At 64.9% G+C, this 20744-nt stretch carries 15 protein-coding genes and 1 pseudogene; 11 read left to right on the top strand and 5 right to left on the bottom strand.

Features of this window, described 5'->3' with window-relative positions; all coding sequences use genetic code 11:
- Positions 1-5: 5 nt before the first annotated feature.
- The 3 genes from DSC91_RS11015 to DSC91_RS11005 all read right to left on the bottom strand — a co-directional run bounded on the left by DSC91_RS11015 (position 6) and on the right by DSC91_RS11005 (position 5249).
- Positions 6-3221, bottom strand: coding sequence for a hypothetical protein (locus DSC91_RS11015; protein WP_162831367.1), 3216 nt, complete (start codon positions 3219-3221; stop codon positions 6-8).
- Between the two features lie 169 nt (positions 3222-3390).
- On the bottom strand, positions 3391-4479 hold the full coding sequence (locus DSC91_RS11010) for an LLM class flavin-dependent oxidoreductase (protein WP_115778153.1): 1089 nt from the start codon (positions 4477-4479) through the stop codon (positions 3391-3393).
- 86 nt (positions 4480-4565) lie between these two features.
- A complete protein-coding gene (locus DSC91_RS11005; protein WP_115778152.1) occupies positions 4566-5249 on the bottom strand; it encodes a DUF3455 domain-containing protein in 684 nt (227 codons plus the stop codon).
- A gap of 524 nt (positions 5250-5773) precedes the next feature.
- Here DSC91_RS11005 and DSC91_RS10995 point away from each other — a divergent pair.
- The 6 genes and pseudogenes from DSC91_RS10995 to DSC91_RS10965 all read left to right on the top strand — a co-directional run bounded on the left by DSC91_RS10995 (position 5774) and on the right by DSC91_RS10965 (position 11174).
- A complete protein-coding gene (locus tag DSC91_RS10995; protein WP_208645717.1) occupies positions 5774-6724 on the top strand; it encodes a TylF/MycF/NovP-related O-methyltransferase in 951 nt (316 codons plus the stop codon).
- Complete coding sequence (locus tag DSC91_RS10990; RefSeq protein WP_115778151.1) at positions 6718-7911, top strand: cupin-like domain-containing protein; 1194 nt, start codon at positions 6718-6720, stop codon at positions 7909-7911. The genes DSC91_RS10995 and DSC91_RS10990 overlap by 7 nt, the downstream gene beginning before the upstream one ends.
- A complete protein-coding gene (locus tag DSC91_RS10985) occupies positions 7908-8318 on the top strand; it encodes a hypothetical protein (RefSeq protein WP_162831366.1) in 411 nt (136 codons plus the stop codon). The genes DSC91_RS10990 and DSC91_RS10985 overlap by 4 nt, the downstream gene beginning before the upstream one ends.
- A 469-nt stretch (positions 8319-8787) precedes the next feature.
- A pseudogene (locus tag DSC91_RS10980) lies at positions 8788-9315 on the top strand (hypothetical protein); the annotation flags it as partial.
- Between the two features lie 260 nt (positions 9316-9575).
- A complete protein-coding gene (locus DSC91_RS10970) occupies positions 9576-10289 on the top strand; it encodes an alanyl-tRNA editing protein (protein WP_115778148.1) in 714 nt (237 codons plus the stop codon).
- Between the two features lie 30 nt (positions 10290-10319).
- Complete coding sequence (locus DSC91_RS10965) at positions 10320-11174, top strand: AraC family transcriptional regulator (protein WP_115778147.1); 855 nt, start codon at positions 10320-10322, stop codon at positions 11172-11174.
- A gap of 110 nt (positions 11175-11284) precedes the next feature.
- Here the strand turns inward: DSC91_RS10965 and DSC91_RS10960 are convergent, their stop codons facing one another.
- Both DSC91_RS10960 and DSC91_RS10955 read right to left on the bottom strand, forming a co-directional pair.
- On the bottom strand, positions 11285-12757 hold the full coding sequence (locus tag DSC91_RS10960; protein ID WP_115778146.1) for an NAD-dependent succinate-semialdehyde dehydrogenase: 1473 nt from the start codon (positions 12755-12757) through the stop codon (positions 11285-11287).
- Between the two features lie 285 nt (positions 12758-13042).
- A complete protein-coding gene (locus DSC91_RS10955) occupies positions 13043-14059 on the bottom strand; it encodes a LacI family DNA-binding transcriptional regulator (RefSeq protein WP_115778145.1) in 1017 nt (338 codons plus the stop codon).
- Between the two features lie 207 nt (positions 14060-14266).
- Between DSC91_RS10955 and DSC91_RS10950 the strand changes: the two genes are divergently transcribed.
- The 5 genes from DSC91_RS10950 to DSC91_RS10930 all read left to right on the top strand — a co-directional run bounded on the left by DSC91_RS10950 (position 14267) and on the right by DSC91_RS10930 (position 20640).
- On the top strand, positions 14267-15406 hold the full coding sequence (locus DSC91_RS10950) for an ABC transporter ATP-binding protein (protein WP_115778144.1): 1140 nt from the start codon (positions 14267-14269) through the stop codon (positions 15404-15406).
- A 125-nt stretch (positions 15407-15531) separates the two neighbouring features.
- Positions 15532-16785, top strand: a complete 1254-nt coding sequence (locus DSC91_RS10945) for an ABC transporter substrate-binding protein (protein WP_115778143.1) — start codon at positions 15532-15534, stop codon at positions 16783-16785.
- A gap of 75 nt (positions 16786-16860) precedes the next feature.
- Positions 16861-17766, top strand: a complete 906-nt coding sequence (locus tag DSC91_RS10940; protein ID WP_115778142.1) for a carbohydrate ABC transporter permease — start codon at positions 16861-16863, stop codon at positions 17764-17766.
- 19 nt (positions 17767-17785) lie between these two features.
- A complete protein-coding gene (locus tag DSC91_RS10935; protein ID WP_115778141.1) occupies positions 17786-18637 on the top strand; it encodes a carbohydrate ABC transporter permease in 852 nt (283 codons plus the stop codon).
- A 38-nt stretch (positions 18638-18675) separates the two neighbouring features.
- Entirely contained in the window at positions 18676-20640 is a 1965-nt protein-coding gene (locus tag DSC91_RS10930; protein WP_115778140.1) for a beta-galactosidase, read from the top strand.
- The last annotated feature ends 104 nt before the right edge of the window (positions 20641-20744 follow it).

The following is a 20744-nucleotide window of genomic DNA, read 5'->3' as shown; positions in this document are numbered from 1 at the left end:
TCAGCTCAAATCTGCGCCGGCAAGGAGCTGAGCTCCCGCTGCGCGCTGACCTGCTTGACCGCCTGCGCCGTGCCGACATACGAGAGCCCCGACGTGCGCGACGCCGAATTCGACTCGTAGCTGTACAGCACGTGATTCGTCCAGCTTGTCGGCGAGTCGAGCAGGCGTGCGATCTCGCCGCGAATCCGCAGCATCTCGTTCTGCTCGTCCTGGGTCGGCGTGCGTCCGCCTTGCTCGAACATGCGCAGCGTGCCGCGATACGCGTTGATTTCGGCGGCGGCTTGCGGCACGATGCGCTGCCGTTCGCCATAGAACTGATTGCCGCGCGTCGCGTTGAGCTTGACCTTGGTCTGATACGTGTTCAATGCCGCCTGGTCGCCGTTCATCGAATGCGCCCATTCATCGTTGCGGCTGTCGATGTATTGCAGGTATTTGCCGACGCTGGTGAACTCGGTGTCGCGATAGGTCCGCTCGGGCACGATGTCGCCGCTCTCTTCGTAGAGCCGCAGCGTCGAGCCGGTGCCGGTCTGCATCAGGGTCGTGCCGAAGCCGACCAGCGGCGCGCTCGAAAACGACAGCGAGTTGAACGGCCCGGCGTTGCCGATCGGCACGGGAGGCGCGCTTGAGACCAGCGTGGCGCTGCCGTTGATGGCGAACCGATGGCCGCTGCTCGATTTGTCGACGTTGCGCGCGCCGCTCTGATCGGTCGAGTGAGCCTTGCTCGAACTGAGGACGGCCTCGCCCGTCACGAGCGGCCCGAACTTGACGTTGGCCGGGGTTACGTAACGCGCGCCGCCCGTCACCGCAAACGAGCCGTAGTTCGAACGGCTCTTGTTGTCGACCCAGCCGATCGACACGTCCGGATCGGCAAAGAACTTGTCCGCCATGCCGTTCCACATTTCGTCCTTCGTGCGCGGCAGCTGTCCGCCGGGACCGGAGCCGCCGAGCGTGCGCACCACGTCGGTCATCTTGCCGCGCCAGGCCTCGGGGTCGTTGTTGCCGGTCTGGTCGAACGGCGTGCGGATCACCACGCCGCGCGGATTGCTGGTGTCGCGGCCGCCGATCAGAGAGCCGTAGCCGCTCGCCATTGCCTTGCCGCCCGCGAGCGACCAACCGATGAAGCCGCCGACGCCGAGATGCGCGGACTTGCGGTTGTCGGTGCCGATGAACATTTCGCCGTGATGCGAGGTGGAGCCGACTTCGAGCACCGCATGACGGCCTTTCAGATAGCGCACGTCCGGCGCCACCGACGCGCTCGGCGCGCCGACGAGCCCGAGCGCGGTCGCGATGTTCTCCGAGATGTTCGCGTCGAGCCCGTAGACGCCGCCGCTCGACATCTGCACGCTCCACGTTTTCGGCACGTTTTCGACCAGATGGCACAGCGAATCGATATTGCCTTGCGGCGTTGCCGGCGTCGCCACCGGATCCTGCCGGATCGCCTGCATGCGGTCGAGATTTTCGCCGAGCGTGCGGCCGGTCGCGCCGATCTGCGCGTTCATATTCGCGCCCGCGCCGGTTGCCCAGGTGCGCAGCGTCTCGGCGTTCATCTTCGGCAGATCGCGGAACGCCGGGCTGTTGCGCACCGTTTCCTTGTCGACGTTCAGCGCGCCCGCAACGTCGCGGGCAATCTGATTGCGTTGCAGGCGGCCGAATTTCGTGTCGTCGCGCAGCCAGCCCTTGGTGCCGATGCTCGCCTTCCAGTTGCGCAGCGCGGCGGCGCGCACGGCGGCGTTCATGGTGGCGTTGTCCGGCGCTTCGCCGCGCCGCCGGTGCGGCGCGTTCACCACCTGCGTATTCAGCGCGTCGACCACCGTGTCGATGGATTGCAACGTGCTGAAGTCCTTGTCCGGATGATCCATCAGACCGCCGGCGGTGCCCATGCCGAGCGCCGAGATCGGATCCTTCTCGTGGCCGAAGCTTTGCTTGACGCCGCTGCGAAAACGCTGCGCGGTGCGGTTCATCCACGAACCGGTGCGCGCCGACGTCGCGTTGCGTTGCGCGTGCTTGACCACGGAGTACATGCGGTTTTGCACCTGGCCGACATCGGCTTCGGCGATCCCGTTGCGATGCGCCAGGTACGCCGAACGAAAACGCGTTTCCGGCTGCGCGCGCGGATCGTCGAGCAACGCGTTGCCGCACAGCATGGCCTTGGCGGTCTGCGTATGCGGCGTCAGCGCCTGGCTGATCGCGGGTTGCTGCTGGCTTTGCGCGACCTGGGTGTGGGTATCGCGTTCGGCGGCGGGCAGCATGGCGTTGGCCGACTCGCCGAGTTCGCGCAGCGAGGCGGGTTTTTCCATGCCGGCCGGCCATGCCGACAACAGCGTGCCAGCGGCGCGCCACGTTTGCCAGTCGGCTTCCGCGTGAACCTTGCGGTCGCGGTCGGTGGGCGCCTGGTGATTGCCGCCCATCGGCGGCGCCGCCTCGACGTCGCGCAGCGCGCGGAACGCGGCGCGCGAGCGCGCCATCGAGCAGCGCGTCGCGAAAGCATCGCGCGCCTGCTGCGGGGTGGGATTCTGGATCGTGCCTTGCAGCACGCCGAGCACGTCGTTCGCGCGTTGCACGTTGCCGCCCGTCGCTTCGGCGAGCGCGTGACCGAGATAGCGCGCCTTCGCGAGCGGCGGGTCGCCGCGCTGACCTTGCGGAATCGCGTTGCGGATGTTGGCCAGCAGCGCGTCGCGCTGGGTTGCGAACTGGGTGCCCGGCTCGGCCGGAAAGCTTGCGGCGAGATGCGCGTCGGCCGCGGCCGTGTCGCGCAGTTCGGTGCTCGCTTGCGACGCGGCGCGCTCGTTTTTGCCGACCGCGGTCTTCACGTTGGTCTTGTTGTGCGAGTTGACGCCAAGCGGCGTGCTCGCGTTGGCCTTCGGCGTGCGCATCTGCTCGGCGCTCGGCAGGACCTCCGGCGCGGGCCGCGACGCGCGCACGGTGGTCCGCGCATGGAACGGCGTGTAGACGCGGTTGGCGCCGCTGCCGGTCAGGTCGTTGAGGGGCGAGCCTTGCGGCATCGGGTCACTCTGCGTCTGCCCTGGTGCAAGCGGTGTCTGCACCGGTGCGCCCGGCAGATGGTTGCGCAATGCGCGCAGCTTGTCGAGCGGGCCACCCACTACTCTCGTCTCGGGCAGTGGCGTGTTGGTCTGCCGCTGATTGGCCTGCGCAGCCGCGGGCTGCTGTTGTTGAACTGGCGGCGCGCCGCGTGAGAAAGGGTTGCGAATCCCGAATGGCACGAGCGGTCTCCCATGTGAGGACGGTCGCATCGGCTGATTGCCGACGATGACGAATTTTCATCGCCACGTCACATTGCGGTGAGCGAAGTCCGAAGTGAGGGCCGGGGATGCGAACGTGGCGGTTGCGAATGGCTTGCGCACGAGCGCATGCCATGCGTGCCGAATGCGTTCACCACGCCAGGGTGGATTCCCATTGCGGGCGCGATGCCGATGCTTGCGGTGTGTCTGCCGCCGCGGCTTCGCCGGCGAATGCGGGCATCACGTCACGCGCGAAGCGGTGCATCGATTCCATTGCCATCTCGTGCGGCATCGAACCGAACCAGAAGCTCGCGCTGAAATAGTCGCAGCCGAGCCCGCTTTGAATCCGGCGCAGTTGGCGGATACATTCGCCGGCAGTGCCGATCACAAGGAAATCGTTGCGCAGCACGTCGTCGGACGGTTCGCCGGGTAGCGGTTGCGCCGGCACGATGCCGTCCACCACGTCGCCCAGGTCGTGACGCAGGCGCAGCGTCGCGCGTCCGTTCCAGCGCGCATGCTCGACGGCCTCGCGGGCCTGCGCTTCGTTTTGCGCGACGAACACTGGCCGCTGTGTGCCGATGCGTACCGTCGAGAGCGCGCCGGCGAGGTCCGGATAGTGGCGCCGCACGTCGGTCAGCTTCGAAATGGGTTCAAGCACGCCGGTGAAAAGGTTCGCGCGTCGCCGCACCGCCTGTTCGACCGACGCCCGCCGGCTCGAATTGACGACGAGCCACACCGGCATCGCGCGTTGCAGCGGCTGCGGCACGAGGCCGGTGCGGGGAATGCTGAAGTGCTCGCCCTGGTGCGAGAACAAGGGTTCGCGCAGGGCTTGCAATAGCACGTCGATCGCCTCGTCGTCGCGGGCGGAGGTGGCGCCTTTGACGAGCTGGAAGCGCTCGTACTGATAGCGCTGATAACCGCTGCCGAGGCCGGCTTCGACGCGTCCGCCGCTCAGCACGTCGAGCGTGGCGAGTTCTTCCGCGATCACGAGCGGATGATGCAGCGGCACCGGCACGATAGCCGGGCCGAGGCGCAGATGACGGGTGCGTGCCGCGATGTGCGAGAGCAGCATCAGCGGCCGCGACGAGTGCGAATAGTTCGTGAAGTGATGTTCGGCAAGCCACAGGTGGGTGAAGCCGAGCGTATCGGCGGCTTCGGCCATCGCAAGCGCACGTTGGTAGAGCTCGGCTGCGGGCGCAGGCTCTGGGGCGGGCAGCGTCATGAACAAACCGAATTGCATCGTTGACTCCTTTTGTCGACCGGAGTTAGCGCTTTAGCGCTTACTCCAGCCCCATAGCGCTTACGCCGGTCCCATGCAAGGCCGGGTCACTGTGTGGCTCGGCTCGCCGACAAGGCGACCGGTGCGTGGCCTTTGGCGCGGTAGAACATATAGGTCGCGCCGTACGGCACGAGCAGATGCGCGCCCTCGAGTTCGCAAGTGGGCTGCGGCGGCAAGCCGCCCGAAGTGTCGATGCGCTGGATCGAGCTGACATCGGCGAAACGGCCCTCGCCGGGGCGTGGGGCCGCGACGAAACGGGTCGTGTAGCGCGCCCAGGTCAGTGCATTTGCGCCCACCTGGCTTTCGGCGTCGACCTTGCCGATCACGTAGCTGCCGTCGTAGGAGAGAAAGTAACGGCCCGGCGCGACGGTGCCCGCGCTTTGGCCGGCGGCGTCGACGAGGATTGCTTCGGAACCCAAAGGATCCCAGAGCAGTTGCGTGCCGTCACGGGCGACACCAGGGAGCGTGTCCGGCAGCGCAGTCGCGCCGATCTCGGGCGGGCTCGCCTTGATGCGCCGGCACACATAGGTTTCGTCGCCATGGGTGGTCATGACTTCCTGGAGCACCTCGTCCTGGCTGGCGCGCAATGCCACGGGCAAGGATTCGTCGGCGGTCGGCGGTGGCGGTTTAAGCGGCGTCGCGCAGCCGGCGAGTGCGAGCAGGCAGCTTGCGGCGAGGCAGATCATCGGCAGGCGCGGCAACTGCGCGGGGCGGGGCGGAGAACCAGTCATGGGGAGAAGGGGGAGGCGGGCGATGTTGCCATCACACCTGATCCGGCACGGTGCTGTAGGGCGCGACACGAACGAGTGCATTGAAAACCGCACGCAGTGAACCGGGCACATATGCTGGTCTGCGAAGGGGCGAAGGGGCGAAGGGGGGAAGGAGGGAAGGAGCGAAGGAGCGAAGGAGCGAAGGAGCGAAGGAGCGAAGGAGCGAAGGGGCGAAGGGGCGAAGGGGCGAAGGGGCGAAGGGGCGAAGGGGCGAAGGGGCGAAGGGGCGAAGGCATGAAGGCGCAAACGCACGAGGGCGCGAGGACGCGAAGGCGTCGAGGCACCTACGCGTCAACTCAGCAAACCCCGGTGGTTCGCATGAGCATGCATCCGTTCGCGATTCAGCCGAACTGGGTCCCGCGTCGGCCGATACTAATTCGGGCTGGCCGCCGCGCTCGGCCTTGTGCGTGACGGTCTTCCCGCACACATATCTTCCGATAAACGCCCGAGCCCAATAGCGGCCCGAGCGCCCACCCGAACCGGCGATGGAATTGAATCTTCCGAATCCTCCGAGTTTTCCTTTCGCTGCTTTGTCCGACGTCGAGCCGCAGCCCTTCATGCCGCCCGCCGATGACGCGCGCGCCGATGCCTATCTGGCGATGATCCGCCGCTACATTGGCGGCGCGGCCGATATTGACCGCCCCACGCAATCCGCCACGGCGCGAACCGCGCCGATCACCGCCGACGATTGCGCCGAACGGCTCGCCGATGCGGACCGTGTATTCGCCCAATGGCTCGCGCCGCTGCGCCGTCCGGCGGCCGAGGCCGCCGGCATCGAACCTGCGCGCATGGCGGACGCGCTCAACCACATGCACCACGAGTCGCGCCGTCTGACGATGTGCCACGACGTGCTGCTCGATAACGTCGTCGAGTTGGCGCGTGTCGTGATCGACGAGCGCGTGCCGGGCGACTTCATCGAAACCGGCGTATGGCGCGGCGGTGTGACGATTCTGATGCGCGCCGCGCTGACCGCGTTCGGCGACCTGGGCCGCAGCGTATGGGTGGCCGATTCGTTCGCGGGCCTGCCCGCGCCAGACCCCGCCACGGATCTGCGCGATGCCATCTGGCATCACCTGATGCGCGCGGTCGGCCTGCTGCGCAGCGATCTGGCGGCCGTGCGCGAGGCCTTCGCGCGCGCGGGCCTGCTCGATCGCCGGGTGCGTTTCCTGCCGGGCTGGTTCGCCGATACCTTGCCGGAAGCGCCGATCGCGCGCCTCGCGTTGATGCGGCTCGATGGCGACTGGTACGAGTCCACCCGTGTCGCACTCGACGCCCTGTATCCGCGTTTGTCGCCGGGTGGCTTCGTGATCGTCGACGACTATGGCCTGCCGACCGGCTGCGCGCGCGCCGTCGACGAATACCGCGCCGCGCATCGGATCGACGCGCCGCTGACGCGCATCAACGCACAGGCGGTTTACTGGCGCAAGCCATGGTGAGCATGATTGCGCATGCCGAACTCATCGCGCTTCTGGAGGCGCGGCTCGGCGAACATTACGTGGCGCCGCCGCACGTGAGCGCCGTGGATCTGATCGTCAGCGATTGCACGGATGCCAGCCGCCGTTTCACGTTCGGTCCACGGATCGAGTCGATGCCGATTCCGCTCGACGGCATGCACCGCGCCGCGGCTCGCATCACGCTGAGCCGCGCTTTGTTGAGCGCGATGCTCGACGACCCCACCGGCTTCGATCCGCGCAGTGCGGCGGCAATGACGCTCGGCGGCGTGCGAATCGACGGCGCCGAGCGGCTCGCCGCTTACTGGCTGCAACTGCTCAAGCGGCCTTCGGCGGTGGCGCGCATGGCCTTGGAGCGAGCCCGGCGGCGCGCACCCGAAGCGCTGGCGACGGTACCGGCGCTGCAGGCCGGCGGCTGCGACGGCAAGTACCTGCACGCGGCACTCGCGGACACGCTCGATGCCTCCGTGCCACTGGTGTTGCGCGGCATGCTGAACTGGCCCGAAGTCGACTGGACACTCGACGATTGGCGCATGCAAGAGGGCGCGACGGTGCTGCGCGCGGATCCGTCGAGCGGTCTGCCGCAAACCGTCGCTGACTTCATCGACGGGTTCTCCGCCGATCATGCTCCCGCCGCCGGCGCCGCGAACTACACGGAAGGCTGCCTCTTACCGCCAGCATGGGAAGCGCGTTTCTCTCTGCCGATGCTGCCGCCGCGCATGTTCGGCGCCGGGCAACTCTGGTTCGGGCGGGCGAGCGCCGCCTCGCTGGTCACGCGTTTGCACTGCGACATGGCGAATTCGTTTCTCGCGCAGATTCATGGCCGCAAGCGCGTGCGGCTCTATGCGCCCGCTCAGGAAGGCGCCGTCTACGCGCTCGATGCATTCAACACCTATCGTCCCTGCCGCGTCGACGCAGCGGCTCCCGACCTGACACGCTTTCCGCGCTTTGCCGGAGCGCCTGGCGTGGACCTCATGCTCGAACCGGGCGATCTGCTGGTGATTCCAACCGGCTGGTTTCACTGCGTCTGGGCGCTGGACCATGTGCTGTCGATCAGCCGTTTTGCCGACGACGAATCCGCTGCGATGCTGCTCGACGGCACGCTTTCAACATCGAACACATCGAACGCATCGAACGCATCGAGCACATCGACTACATCGAGGACCGCATGATCGTCGTAACCCGAAGCGACTCACTACGCGCCCCCTTTCTGCCATTCGCACGGGGCATGGCCGTGACCGTGCTGGTGGTCGCATCGGCTGCGGCGCTAAGCCCGCTGTCCGCGCATGCACAGGCTTCGTCGGCGATGACACAGGTCTGCACGACGCGGGCGAACAACGCGAAGCTGATCGCGCAGGATCGCGATGCGGGCGTCAGCAAAGAAGACGAGTTGCGCAAGGCGCAGCGCGTGGCGGCGGCGATGCCGATTGAACGGCAGTTGTACGCGCAGGCGGAACTGACCACCTTTGTCGACCGTCTGTACGGGCAGTACGCCAAAACGCCGCCGCAGCAGGCCTACGATAAATATCTGGCGTACTGCGAGGGACAGGCCGCACGCGGCGCCGCACAGGTCCAGTGATGCGCGGCACGCGGGCTCGGTCGTCAACGTCTCGCTTCGGATGCCGCGTATTTCCTCGCGCACGGACATGGCTTCGCATTTTCAGCCCGCTTTTCGCGTGGACCGAAACCGGCCTGGTCGGCCCAATTAGCATTAGACGACTCCGGACCGCCGCAGTGTTGCGTTTCGCACTCGCTTGACCGATGGCGGTCTATCTTTCCTTGCAGAGGACTCCATGACCGCTATCGCCAACGACACCGTCTCCAGTCTTGCCACACCCAGCTTCGACTCTTCGTTCTCTTCGGAAGACCAGTCCATCCAGCAGTTGGAGCAGCAAGTCGATGCGATGATCAACCAGGCGCTGCAGCAGAGTTCCTCGTCGGTGGGACAGAATGCGATGGCGCAGAACGCGTCGGGCACGCTCGCCAGCTACATGAACCAGAACGGCATCAAGTCGCTCGATCCGAATCAGCTCTATCAGCTGGCCAACAATCCGCCGGCGGGCACGCCGCCCGACGTGTCGTCGGCAGCGGCGTACATGTTGCAGAATCCGGATGTCTACAAGCAGATCGAGACGCACGACGTGTCCGGTGCGGACGGCATTTCCGGCGTGGGCAACTTCGAGTGGGCCGCGCAAGGCGGGCTCGATAGCGAGCCGTCGCCGAGCACGACCGATACGATGAATTCGACCACTACCCAAGGCGCGATGATGGACACGCAAAGCGCGGCCGGCGCGCTGTCGAGCTACATGAGCCAGAACGGCATCTCGTCGCTCGATCCGGACCAGCTCTACCAGCTCGCCAACAACCCGCCGGCCGGCACTCCGTCCGATGTGTCCGCCGCGGCGTCGTACATGCTGCAGAATCCGGACGTCTACAAGCAGATCGAGACGCACGATGTGTCCGGTGCGGACGGCATTTCCGGCGTGGGCAACTTCCAGTGGGCCGCGCAAGGCGGCCTCGACCAGACGGCGTCCGGCAACGGTTCGTTCAATTTGCCGAACCTGAACACGGATCTGGCGTTCAATTCGCCCGATCTGAACCTTCAGCAGACGCTGTCCGTCTGATCGCACGCCGCACGCCGCACGCCGCACGCCGCACGCCGCACGCCGCACGCCGCACGCGGACCGGGCGGCTCGCCTGCAGCATGCCGCCCGACGTGAAGAAACGGGGCGGCTATGGTCCGGCCCCGGCTGAGCAGGGCATTTTTAACCAAGACGACCTCCCATGGGACTGAGTATGCTAGGCGTAATCAGTCATTCCATGCGGGGACATCAAGGTGGCGCACTATCTTTGCCATGAGCAGCCGGATTTACTCGAGTTCGAAACGAGCGTGATCGCCTCCCGGCCCGGCGCCGTCGTGCTGGGCCGCTCGGCCTTGCACCCGGGCGGCGGAGGCCAGGTCTCGGATGCCGCGACCCTGACGCACGCGCAGGGCGCCGTCCGCATTACCGGCGTCGCACCGGAAGGCGGCATGCTCTGGCATCTGCTCGACGAGCCGCTCGAATTGAACGGCGATGTTCACGTGGCCGTCGACGCGGCCCGGCGCGCCACCGTCGCCCAGCTTCACACGGCCACCCATATTCTCAATGCCCTCGTCTACCAGCGCTTCGCCGGCGCGCTCGTGACCGGCGCGCAGATCAATGCCGACGGCACCGCCCGCATGGACTTCGATCTGCCCGAGGCGGATAACGACGCGCTGCGTCTGCTGGAGGAGCCGTCCAACGAGGTGATCCGCAGCGCCATGGACGTGCGCACCTACTACGTCAGCGCATCGGAGGCCAAGGCGACCCAGGGTCTGATCCGCAGCCTCTCGGTGGCGCCGCCGCCGACCTCCGACGGCACGGTACGGATCGTCGAAATCGGCGACCTCGACCGGCAGGCTTGCGGCGGCACGCATCTGACCAACACGGCGCAATCGAGACCGATCCGCATCGTGAAGATAGAAAACAAGGGGCGTCGCAATCGCCGGGTGAGAATAGAACTGGTTTGACGTTTGAAGGGCATCCCGGGAGAGCCACCCATGGACACATCGGATAAAAGCGAGCCGGAAGTGGTGTGCTGGCGAGACGGCGCGCTCGACGGCGCCTGTCTGGCGACCGCCCGCTACGGCGAGCACAAGTTCGACCGCCATCTGCACGACGAGCTCGTCATTGTGATGACGCAAACCGGCGCGGGCCAGTGCCATACGCGCACCGGCAGCGAGGTCGCCGGACCCGGCAGCGTGCTCGTGTTCGGACCCGGCGAATACCACAGCGGCGAGGTGTGGGAAGGGCGCGAATGGAATTACCGCGCCATCTATCTCGACATGGAGGGCCTGGGCGCGCTGGGCGCCGTGTTTTCGCCCGACTCGCGTGCGGACAAACCGCTTCTGATTCCGCCGGGACTCTATCAGGATGCGCACCTTGCCGGTCTGCTGGTCAAGGCGCATGCGAGTCTCGACGAACACGGCTCGGTCTCGCTGATGGAGCGGCAGGCGAATTGGTGGGCAGCGATGGGGATGCTGGTCGGGCGCTATGGGCAATCGCGGCACGAGCTCGGCGAAGCGCGGCGCGAAGCCCGCAAGATGGCGCAGGTGCGCGAGTACGTCGCCGCCAACTACGCGCGCGATATTCCGGTCGACGAACTGGCGGAACTGGTGGGGCTGAGCCGCTATTACCTCACGCGAGCCTTCTGCAAGGAGTTTGGACTGCCGCCGCACGCGTATGCGACGCAGGTGCGGCTACTCGCCGCCAAACGGATGCTCGCGGCGGGGCATAGTGCGGCGACCGCTGCTGCGGCCGTCGGCTTTTACGATCAAAGCCATCTCAACCGGCTTTTCAAGCGGGCCTATGGGATTACGCCGGGGACGTATGCGGCGCTGAAGCCTGGGCATTAGGTTGGGGCATGGTGGGGATGCGGCTGCCCACCGCGCGCCCTCGCTAGCGCACCGGCGTCTCCTCAAAGACGCCGCAGCGGGCAGCGGATCATGAAGCCCGCTACGGCTCCTTAATCCAGCCCGCCCTGGCACAGGTACTTGATCGACATGTAATCGTCGAGTCCGTACTTCGACCCTTCGCGCCCGTAACCCGATTCTTTCACTCCGCCGAAGGGCGCCGCTTCGCTCGATACGGCGCCTTCGTTGATACCGATCACGCCCGCCTCGAGCTGGCCCGCAACGCGATTGATGCGCCGCACGTCCTGCGTGTAGAAGTAGGCGGCGAGGCCGAACGGCGTGTCGTTGGCGAGGCGGATCGCTTCGGCTTCGTCGTCGAAGCGGAACAGCGGCGCCACCGGTCCAAAGGTTTCCTCGCAACAGACGAGCATATCGTCCTGCGCATCGGTCAGCACGGTCGGCGCATAGTAGTTCGGGCCGAGTTCGGTCAGGCGCTTGCCGCCTGTCAGCACGGTCGCGCCGTGTTTGACGGCGTCTTCCACGTGCCGGGCAATCTTGTCGATTGCGCGTTCGTTGATCATCGGGCCGATCTGCGCGGCCGGATCGGTTGCGGGCGCAACCTTCAGCGCGCCGACGCGCTTCGCGAGCAGATCGGCGAAGCGCGCATACACGCCCGCCTGCACGTAGACCCGGTTCGGGCACACGCAAGTCTGGCCGCCGTTGCGGAACTTGGCGGCCATCAGACCGGTGACCGCCGCGTCGAGATCGGCGTCGTCGAATACGATGAAGGGCGCATTGCCGCCCAATTCCAGCGACAGCTTCTTCAGCGTGCCGGCCGATTCGCGGGCGAGATGCTTGCCGACCGGCGTCGAGCCCGTGAACGTGATCTTGCGCACGCGCGCGTCGGCGAGCCAGTCGGCGACCGCCGCAATGCCCTGTTCACGCGAAGCCGACAGCATGTTCAGCACGCCGTCCGGCAAGCCCGCTTCCTGGGCGAGCGCCGCCAGCGCGAGCGCCGTGAGCGGCGTGTCTTCGGCAGGCTTGGCCACGACCGTGCATCCGGCTGCGAGCGCGGGCGCGATCTTGCGCGCAATCATCGCCAGCGGGAAATTCCACGGCGTGATCGCCGCGATTACGCCGACCGGTTCCTTTACCGCGCTCATGCGTTTGCCGCGCTGTTGCTGGGGGATCAGATCGCCGTAGATGCGCGTCGCCTCGTCGGCGAACCAGGCGACGTACGAGGCGCCGTAGGCGACTTCGCCACGGCTTTCCGCGAGCGGCTTGCCCTGTTCCGTCGACATCAGCTTCGCGAGGTCTTCGGTATTGGCGACGATCAGCGCATGCCAGCGGCGCAGAATCTCCGCGCGTTCGCGCGGCAGCTTGTCGCGCCACGCGGGGAAAGCACGGGCTGCGGCGTCGGTGGCGGCGCGTGCGTCCAGTGCGCCGCTGTTCGCGACTTCGACGATCAATTCGCCGGTGGCCGGGTTGGTGACGGGAAAGCGCGCGGCGTCGGCGGCGTCGATCCACTTGCCGTCGATCAGGTTCTGCGGACGAATCAGTTCTTTGCGGGTCAAGGCGAGAGACATCGAGGTTGCTCCTTCGGGTTGCCCTGGACGTAGCGAGGGCGAGTCATCGATCCGGCGGCGCGGCCGCGCACATTCGGTCGATTGCGGACGATTAACACGTTGATCCTACGCGTACGGCGCGGTCAATGAAATCATCACATCGGGCCCTTGACCGTACGCGGCGCGTTTTTTTTGCGCCGCCACAGCATTTTCTGCTGAATGCGGGGTGAAGCGCGCTGCGCCGCGAAGCCTGACGGCTTGGCGACGGCCCTGCCGCGCGGACTGCTGTACGTGCAGGCTCGCGCCTCAACGCACCCGCCGCGGCCCCGTCGAAGCGCGGACGACGAGTTGGGGCGGCGGCGCGAGCACCATCGACGGCTGCTGTTCGGGCGCCTGGATCAACCGGATCAGACTCTCGATCGACAACTCGGCAACGTCGGCCGTCTGGATCGCAACCGTCGTCAACGCGGGATGCACCTGGTGCGCCAGCTGAATGTCCGTAATGCCGATCACCGACACATCGTTCGGCACGGCGCGGCCAAGCGTGATCAACGCCTGTGCCGCGCCGATCGCCAGCAGATCGTTGGTCGCGAAGATCGCCGTGAGGTGAGGGCGGTTCGCCATCAACTGCATGCAGGCGGCGTAACCGGCGTCGATCGAGTCGCGGATCTGCAGCACCGCGGCTGCGTCGGTTTCGATTCCGGCCTCGCGCATCACCGCGCGAAATCCGTTGGAGCGTGCATCCTGCAAGCCGCCGCAGCCGTCGCCGATCAGGAGGCCGATCTCGCGGTGACCCAGTTCGAGCAGATGGTTTGCGGCAAGCGCGCCCGCGTGAGCAAAATCCACGGCGATGCAGGGCAAGGCGGGCGGCGCTTCGGGGTGCTCCCACATCGCCAGCAGGATCGGTGCGCTGTGTGTGGCCGACGCGCACAATTCGTTGAACTTGATGTCCGTGTTCATCACGAGAACACCGTCCGCGAGTGTGCCGGCGATCTGGTTCAGATACGCACGGCCGACCTCCGCATCATCGTCAGTATTGCAAACCATCAGGAAGTATCCCGCTTTGCGTGCCGCTCGCTCGGCGGCCAACACGAACTCGGGGTAGAACGGGTTCGAGATGTTCGACAACATCAAGGCCAAGGTCGACGAATGGCCCTCCGCCAGCGCGCGGGCGTTCAGATTGGGGCGGTAGCCGAGATCGGCGATCGCCTTGAGCACGCGTTCGGCAGTCTCCGGGCGGACTTTCTCGCGGTTGCGCAGGACATTGGAAACGGTGGCGGCAGTAACGTGCGCACGCTTCGCGACTTCGGACAGGGTGACCATTTTCTGTTTATCCCAAATTCAGGGAATGTGATTCAAATGTTGCAAGCGACTGGCGACGTTGATAACTTGCTGAAAAATACACAGCGGAGACACTCGCCATGACTTTTTTCCTCGAACTCGAATTTAAGCGATTAAATGCCTGCTGCACAAGAGCTGGCCGTTTATTTTTCATAAAAATTTAAGCGGTTAAATCCAGGAGGAAGCAGCATGGCTACGATTCGTCTTACGAACGTGCAGAAGTCGTACGGTGACCATCCGCCGGTGATCCGGCGCGTGAATCTCGAGATCGCGCAGCATGAGTTCTGCGTGTTTCTCGGACCCTCGGGTTGCGGCAAGTCGACCCTGCTGAGAATGATCGCCGGTCTCGAAGACCTGAGCGAAGGCGAGCTGCACATCGGCGGCCGCCTCATGAACGATGTGCCCGCCGCCGGGCGCGGCGTGGCGATGGTGTTCCAGAGCTACGCGCTGTTTCCGCACATGACCGTGTTCGACAACATGGCGTTCGGCCTGAAGCTCGCGAAGCAACCGAAAGACGTCATCGGCCGGAAGGTGCGCGAAGCCGCGCGCATTCTGCAACTGGACGCCTTTCTTGACCGCTATCCGAAAGCGCTCTCGGGCGGGCAGCGGCAGCGTGTGGCGATCGGCCGGGCGATCGTGCGTGAGCCCGGTGTGTTCCTGTTCGATGAACCGCTGTCGAATCTCGACGCCGCGTTGCGCGGCCAGACGCGTGTCGAAATCGCTCGTCTGCACCAGCGCTTCGCGAACGCGAGCGTGGTCTATGTGACGCACGATCAGGTTGAGGCAATGACGCTTGCCGACAGAATCGTGCTGCTGCACGCAGGCGCGGACGCCGAGCGCTTCGGCAGCATCGCGCAGAGCGGCGCGCCGCTCGAGTTGTATCACCATCCGAAGTCGCGCTTCGTGGCGGGCTTCATCGGTTCGCCGCGCATGAATTTCATCGATGCCGTGGTCGATTCGATCGAAGCGGGCAAGGTGGCCGTCACGCTGACCAGGAGCGGTGAGCGGCTGACGGCGAATGTCGACGGCCAGCGTCTTCAGCGCGGCCAGCCCGTCACGCTCGGCGTGCGCCCGGAACATCTGCGTCTCTCCGGCGACGAGCAGTTCATTCAGTGCGTCACGGTGCTATCCGAACGGCTCGGCGAGCACAGCTATATTCACGCGGATCACGAGGCGGGCACGCTCATCGTCAAGGCCGAGGGCGATACGCCGATCGGATCGGGCGAGCGCATCCGCGTTCACGTTCCGCCTTCCGCGTGTCACTTGTTCGATGCGGACGGCGTGGCACTGCGGCGCAGTACGTTCGAGCCCGAGCGGGTTGCCGCTTGAGGCGCCTCGGGCATCCAAAACACCAAAGCACCACCGGATTCACCCGACCCTATTCCGCCACAGAGCGGGTACATCGTCTGGCAGCGAGCCGCTGTCAGCCAACAAGGTAGTCAAGGAGACATAAGATGATTTCTCTTCGCCTTCGCCGTCTGGCATACGCGTCGATCGCCGCCGCGCTGGTTGCAGGCACGCTCTGCGCCACCGCGGCCGACGCGGCCACGTTGACCGTCAACGTATCGGCGCGCGGCAATCAGCGCTCGACGTGGCAGGACGCGTTCGACAAGTTCAAGAAAGCCAATCCCGACGTCGACCTCAAGGTGACCTACGTCAGCGAGGAAGCATACAAGGTGCAGATGGGCGGTTGGCTCGCCACCGACGCGCCGGATGTCGTGTCGTGGCATGACGGCGAGCGCATGGCGTATTACGCGCAACGCGGCTTGCTGGAAGACCTGTCGTCGGACTGGAGCAAGAACGGCTGGTCGCAGCAGTACGCGTCGGTGAAGGATGCTTCGACGTATAAGGGCAAACAGTATGCCGCGCCGCTCGGTTACGACGCCTACGGCTTCTTCTATCGCAAGGATCTGTTCGAGAAGGCCGGCATCAAAGGCGAACCGAAAACGTGGGATGAATTTCTCGACGCCTGCAAAAAACTCAAGGCAAGCGGCGTTGCACCGATCGCCGTTGCCGCACGCGATAGCTGGACGCTTGCCGCGTGGTTCGACTATCTCGACCTGCGCATCAACGGCAACGCATTCCACCAGCAGTTGATGGCCGGCGAAATTCCCTACACCGATGCACGCGTCAAAAAGGTCTACACCGCGTGGAAAACGCTGATCGACGATCACTACTTCATCGACAACGCGCTCTCCTACGACCTCGATTCGATTGCCCCGTTCCTCGTGAACGGCAAGGCCTCGATGATGCTGATGGGCACGTTCTTCTCGGCGAGCATTCCGCCATCGGTCAAGCCGCAGACCGGTTTCTTCCGCTTCCCGGTGATCGACGCGAACGTGCCGATGGCCGAAGACGGTCCGGTCAACGTGCTGCTGATTCCGGCCAAAGCAAAGAACAAGGCCGATGCCCGCAGACTGCTGGCCTTCATGGAACAGCCGCAGATCAACGCCGATCTCGCGAAGGGTTGGGGGACGTTGCCGTCGAACAGCCAGGCGGCCGAACCTGACGACGAGATTTCGAAGGTCGGCTTCCAGACGCTTGCCAACACGAAGGGCGGCATCGCCCAGTTCTACGATCGCGACATGCAAAAGGAAATGGCCGACGAGGGCATGAAGGCGATGCAGCAGTTCTACAGCGATCCGTCGCAACTCGACGCCGTGCTCGTCCGCCTCGAAGCGACCCGCAAGCGCATCTACAAGAAGTAAGCCCCGGAGCGCCAGCAGGGCAGCAACCGCTGGCGCTCGCCTTCGATCTCCCTCGATCTCCGACCAGGCCCGATCATGTCTCATTCCGTAGCGCGCCGCCTGCCCGCGGCGCGGCGCCGGCACGTCTCCACGACGCGCCGTCATCAGCACCGCGCGGCGCTTTTCTTCCTGTTGCCGGGTTGCGCGTTGTTCTGCCTGTGCGTGATCTATCCGATCATCAGCAGCATTTCGCTCAGTTTTTACAACTGGGACGGAATGACGCCGAAGACGTTCGCGGGCTTCGATAACTACATCGAGCTGTTCCATGCGGACACGTTCTACACGGCGCTCAGGAACAACCTGATCTGGCTCGCGCTTTTCCTGCTGGCGCCGCCGCTCGGGCTGCTGTTCGCGCTATATCTGAACCAGCATATCCGTGGCATGCGGGTCGTGAAGTCGCTGTTTTTCGCGCCATTCGTGCTATCGGGCGTGGTGGTCGGTCTCGTGTTCAGCTGGTTCTACGATCCCGGTTTCGGCCTGCTGCGTCTGATTGTCGGTCACGGCATTCCTGTGCTCGGCGATCCGGGTACGGTGACCTTCGGCATCATCTTCGCCGCCCTCTGGCCGCAAACGCCGTTCTGCATGGTGCTGTATCTCACCGGGCTAACGGGCATCAATCCCGAAGTGGTCGAGGCGGCGCGCATGGAGGGCGCGAAAGGCGTGCGCCTGCTATGGCACGTGATCCTTCCGCAACTGCGGCCCGCCACGTTCATGGCAGTCGTGCTGACCGTGATCGGCGCGCTGCGCAGCTTCGACCTGATTGCGGTGATGAGCGGCGGCGGTCCCTTCGATAGCTCGACCGTGCTCGCTTATTACATGTACGACCAGGCGATCAAGTACTACCGCGAAGGCTATTCCGCGGCGATTGCCGTCGTGCTGTTCGCCATCATGCTCGTCTACATCGTGTTCCACCTGCGCCGCATGCTGCGCGAAGAACACTGATTTTCAGGAGTCACGTGTCATGTATCCGCTTCCCGTCGAACGCTGGAAACCGCTCAATCGCACGCTATACAAGGCGTCTTTGCCGCTCGCGCTGCTCGTATGGCTGCTGCCGATGCTGGCCGTGCTCGTCACGTCGATCCGCTCTTCGGATGAGTTGTCGCAAGGCGATTACTGGGGCTGGCCCAGGCATTTTGCGTTAATCGAAAACTACGGCACGGCGCTCACGCAAACGCCGATGCTCCATTACTTCGCCAATAGCGTGGTGATTACGGTGCCTTCGGTGATCGGCGCGATCGTGCTGGCGTCGATGGCGGGCTTCGCTTTGGCGACCTACCGGTTTCCGGGCAACACCGCTGTGCTGTTCGCCTTTGTCGCCGGCAACTTCGTACCGATCCAGATTCTGATGATTCCGGTGCGCGACATGGCGTTGAAAGTGGGGCTCTTCAACAGCGTGTGGGCGCTGGTGATTTTTCACGTGTCGTTTCAGACCGGGTTTTGCACGCTGTTTCTGCGCAACTTCATCAAGCAGCTGCCGTTCGAGATGATCGAGGCGGCGCGCGTTGAAGGGGCGAGCGAATGGACGATCTACTGGCGCATCGTGCTGCCGCTGATCCGGCCCGCGCTCGCCGCGCTGGGCATCCTCGTATTCACGTTTGTCTGGAACGACTATTTCTGGGCACTGTGCCTCACGCAAGGCGATGAGGCCGCGCCGATCACCGTGGGCGTCGCCGCGCTCAAAGGTCAATGGACGACGGCCTGGAATCTGGTCGCCGCCGGCTCGGTGCTCGCCGCATTGCCCTCGGTGCTGATGTTCTTCCTGATGCAGAAGCATTTCGTCGCGGGCCTGACTTTTGGTGCAAGCAAGGGCTGATCGCCCTGTTTGCCGTCATCTAACAAAGAGACTCTCTCATGCAACTTGGCGTTTGCTACTACCCGGAACAATGGCCGCGTTCGATGTGGGCCGACGATGCGAAGCGTATGGTCGAACTCGGTATCACGCATGTGCGGATCGCTGAGTTCGCGTGGAGCCGGATGGAACCACAAGCCGGCGAATTCACTTGGGGCTGGCTCGACGAAGCCGTCGAGACGCTGGCGGCCGCGGGGCTGAAGCTCGTGCTCGGTACGCCGACCGCGTCGCCGCCGAAGTGGCTGATCGACGCGCATCCGGATGTGTTGCCGGTGCGCGCGGACGGCGTGCGCTGGAATTTCGGCTCGCGCCGCCACTACGATATATCCAGCGACACCTATCGGCGCGAATGCGTGCGCATTGTCACCGCGATGGCGGAGCGCTACGGAAGGCATCCGTCTATCGTCGCGTGGCAGACCGATAACGAACTCGGCTGCCACGAGACCGTGCCGAGCTATTCGAGCGCGGCACTGACGCGTTTTCAGACGTGGTTGCGACATCGCTACGAGCGCGTCGAGGCGTTGAACGACGCGTGGGGCAACGTATTCTGGAGCATGGAGTATCCGTCGTTCGAGACGATCGGCCTGCCTAACCTCACGCCCACCGACGCCAATCCGATCCATCTGCTCGACTTCCGGCGCTTCATGTCGGACGAGGTGGCGAGCTTTCACCGCGAGCAGATCGACGTGCTGCGCGAGCATGCACCCGGGGCGGATCTGCTGCACAACTTCATGGGCTTCTTCACGACCTTCGATCATTACCGTTTCGCCGAAGACAACGCGCTCGACGTGGCCGCGTGGGACAGCTATCCGATCGCGCGCACGGAATCGATCGCTCTGCCTGAAGAGCAGAAAGCGCGTTACGCACGCACCGCGCATCCCGACGTCTCCGCCTTCGATCACGACCGTTACCGCGCGATCGGCGCCGGCCGATTCTGGGTGATGGAGCAACAGGCAGGGCCGGTGAACTGGGCAGCGTGGAATCCTGTGCCGGCGAAGGGCATGGTCAGGCTGTGGGCGTATGAAGCACTCGCGCACGGCGCGGAACTGGTGTCGTATTTCCGCTGGCGCCAGTGTCCGTATGCGCAGGAACAGATGCATTCGGGTCTCAACTTGCCGAACAACGAACTATCGCCTGGCGGTCTTGAAGTGCAGCAGGCGGCGCGTGAAATTGCCTCGTCCGCGGCGTTGTCCGGGCTCGGCGCACCGGCGCGCGCGGCCACCGCGCTCGTGTTCGACTACGAGACGCAATGGATGTTCGAGATTCAGCGTCATGGCAAAACCTTCGACTATCAGACGCTGGCGTTCGACTACTACGAGGCGCTGCGTGAACTCGGCCTCGACGTCGATATCGTGTCGAGCAGGGCCGACCTTTCGCCGTACCGGCTGGTGGTGGTGCCGAGCATTGCCGTGATCGACGACGCGCTCGTCGAGCAGATCGAGCGGAGTTCGGCGCAGTGGGTCTTCGGTCCGAGGAGCGGTTCGAAGACCACGACCTTTGCCATTCCTTCGAGCTTGCCGCCCGGCGCGTTGCAACGCGTTTTGCCGATGCAGGTGCTTGAAGTCGAAACGCTGCGGCCGACGCTCCAACCCGCGCTTTCGATCGGCGGCACGCAAGGTGTCGCGTTGCATTGGCGCGAGCACGTTCGCGCCAATGGCGAGACGACCGTCGACGCGCAATTCGACGACACGTGGCCGGCGATCCTCTCCCACGGAAAGGTTCGCTATGTGGCGGGCTGGTTATCGCACGCGTTGCATCGCGCGGTTTTGCAGCAGGCCGCGAACGATGCCGGCATCGAGACGCAACATCTGGCTGACGGCTTGCGCATTCGCCGGCGTGGCGATCTGACTTTCGCGTTCAACTTCGGTCCGGAGCAAGTGCAGGCACCCGCACCGGCCAATGCGATTTTTGTGCTGGGACATTCGCAGTTGAAAACCGGCGACGTCAGCGTTTGGAGGAGCGCGTAGCGCTTCGCGTCAATGCAGTTGACTTGAGCAAGTACGAAGAAGGCGTTATCGGAGGCAGAAATTCAAGCGCTTCAACCCGGAACAGGCGGCCTTCAAAAGAGCCG

The sequence above is a fragment of the Paraburkholderia caffeinilytica genome (assembly GCF_003368325.1).
GTDB lineage: Bacteria > Pseudomonadota > Gammaproteobacteria > Burkholderiales > Burkholderiaceae > Paraburkholderia > Paraburkholderia caffeinilytica.
Note: the sequence above shows the minus strand (reverse complement) of the source record. Positions and strands in the feature narration are given on the sequence as shown.

What these genes read in the sequence shown, in the direction of transcription:
- DSC91_RS11010 (WP_115778153.1), bottom strand. Translation starts at nt 4,479, where the DNA reads ATGCAATTCGGTTTGTTCATGACGCTGCCCGCCCCAGAGCCTGCGCCC.
- DSC91_RS11005 (WP_115778152.1), bottom strand. Translation starts at nt 5,249, where the DNA reads ATGACTGGTTCTCCGCCCCGCCCCGCGCAGTTGCCGCGCCTGCCGATG.
- DSC91_RS10995 (WP_208645717.1), top strand. Translation starts at nt 5,774, where the DNA reads ATGGAATTGAATCTTCCGAATCCTCCGAGTTTTCCTTTCGCTGCTTTG.
- DSC91_RS10990 (WP_115778151.1), top strand. Translation starts at nt 6,718, where the DNA reads ATGGTGAGCATGATTGCGCATGCCGAACTCATCGCGCTTCTGGAGGCG.
- DSC91_RS10985 (WP_162831366.1), top strand. Translation starts at nt 7,908, where the DNA reads ATGATCGTCGTAACCCGAAGCGACTCACTACGCGCCCCCTTTCTGCCA.
- DSC91_RS10965 (WP_115778147.1), top strand. Translation starts at nt 10,320, where the DNA reads ATGGACACATCGGATAAAAGCGAGCCGGAAGTGGTGTGCTGGCGAGAC.
- DSC91_RS10960 (WP_115778146.1), bottom strand. Translation starts at nt 12,757, where the DNA reads ATGTCTCTCGCCTTGACCCGCAAAGAACTGATTCGTCCGCAGAACCTG.
- DSC91_RS10955 (WP_115778145.1), bottom strand. Translation starts at nt 14,059, where the DNA reads ATGGTCACCCTGTCCGAAGTCGCGAAGCGTGCGCACGTTACTGCCGCC.
- DSC91_RS10950 (WP_115778144.1), top strand. Translation starts at nt 14,267, where the DNA reads ATGGCTACGATTCGTCTTACGAACGTGCAGAAGTCGTACGGTGACCAT.
- DSC91_RS10945 (WP_115778143.1), top strand. Translation starts at nt 15,532, where the DNA reads ATGATTTCTCTTCGCCTTCGCCGTCTGGCATACGCGTCGATCGCCGCC.
- DSC91_RS10940 (WP_115778142.1), top strand. Translation starts at nt 16,861, where the DNA reads ATGTCTCATTCCGTAGCGCGCCGCCTGCCCGCGGCGCGGCGCCGGCAC.
- DSC91_RS10935 (WP_115778141.1), top strand. Translation starts at nt 17,786, where the DNA reads ATGTATCCGCTTCCCGTCGAACGCTGGAAACCGCTCAATCGCACGCTA.
- DSC91_RS10930 (WP_115778140.1), top strand. Translation starts at nt 18,676, where the DNA reads ATGCAACTTGGCGTTTGCTACTACCCGGAACAATGGCCGCGTTCGATG.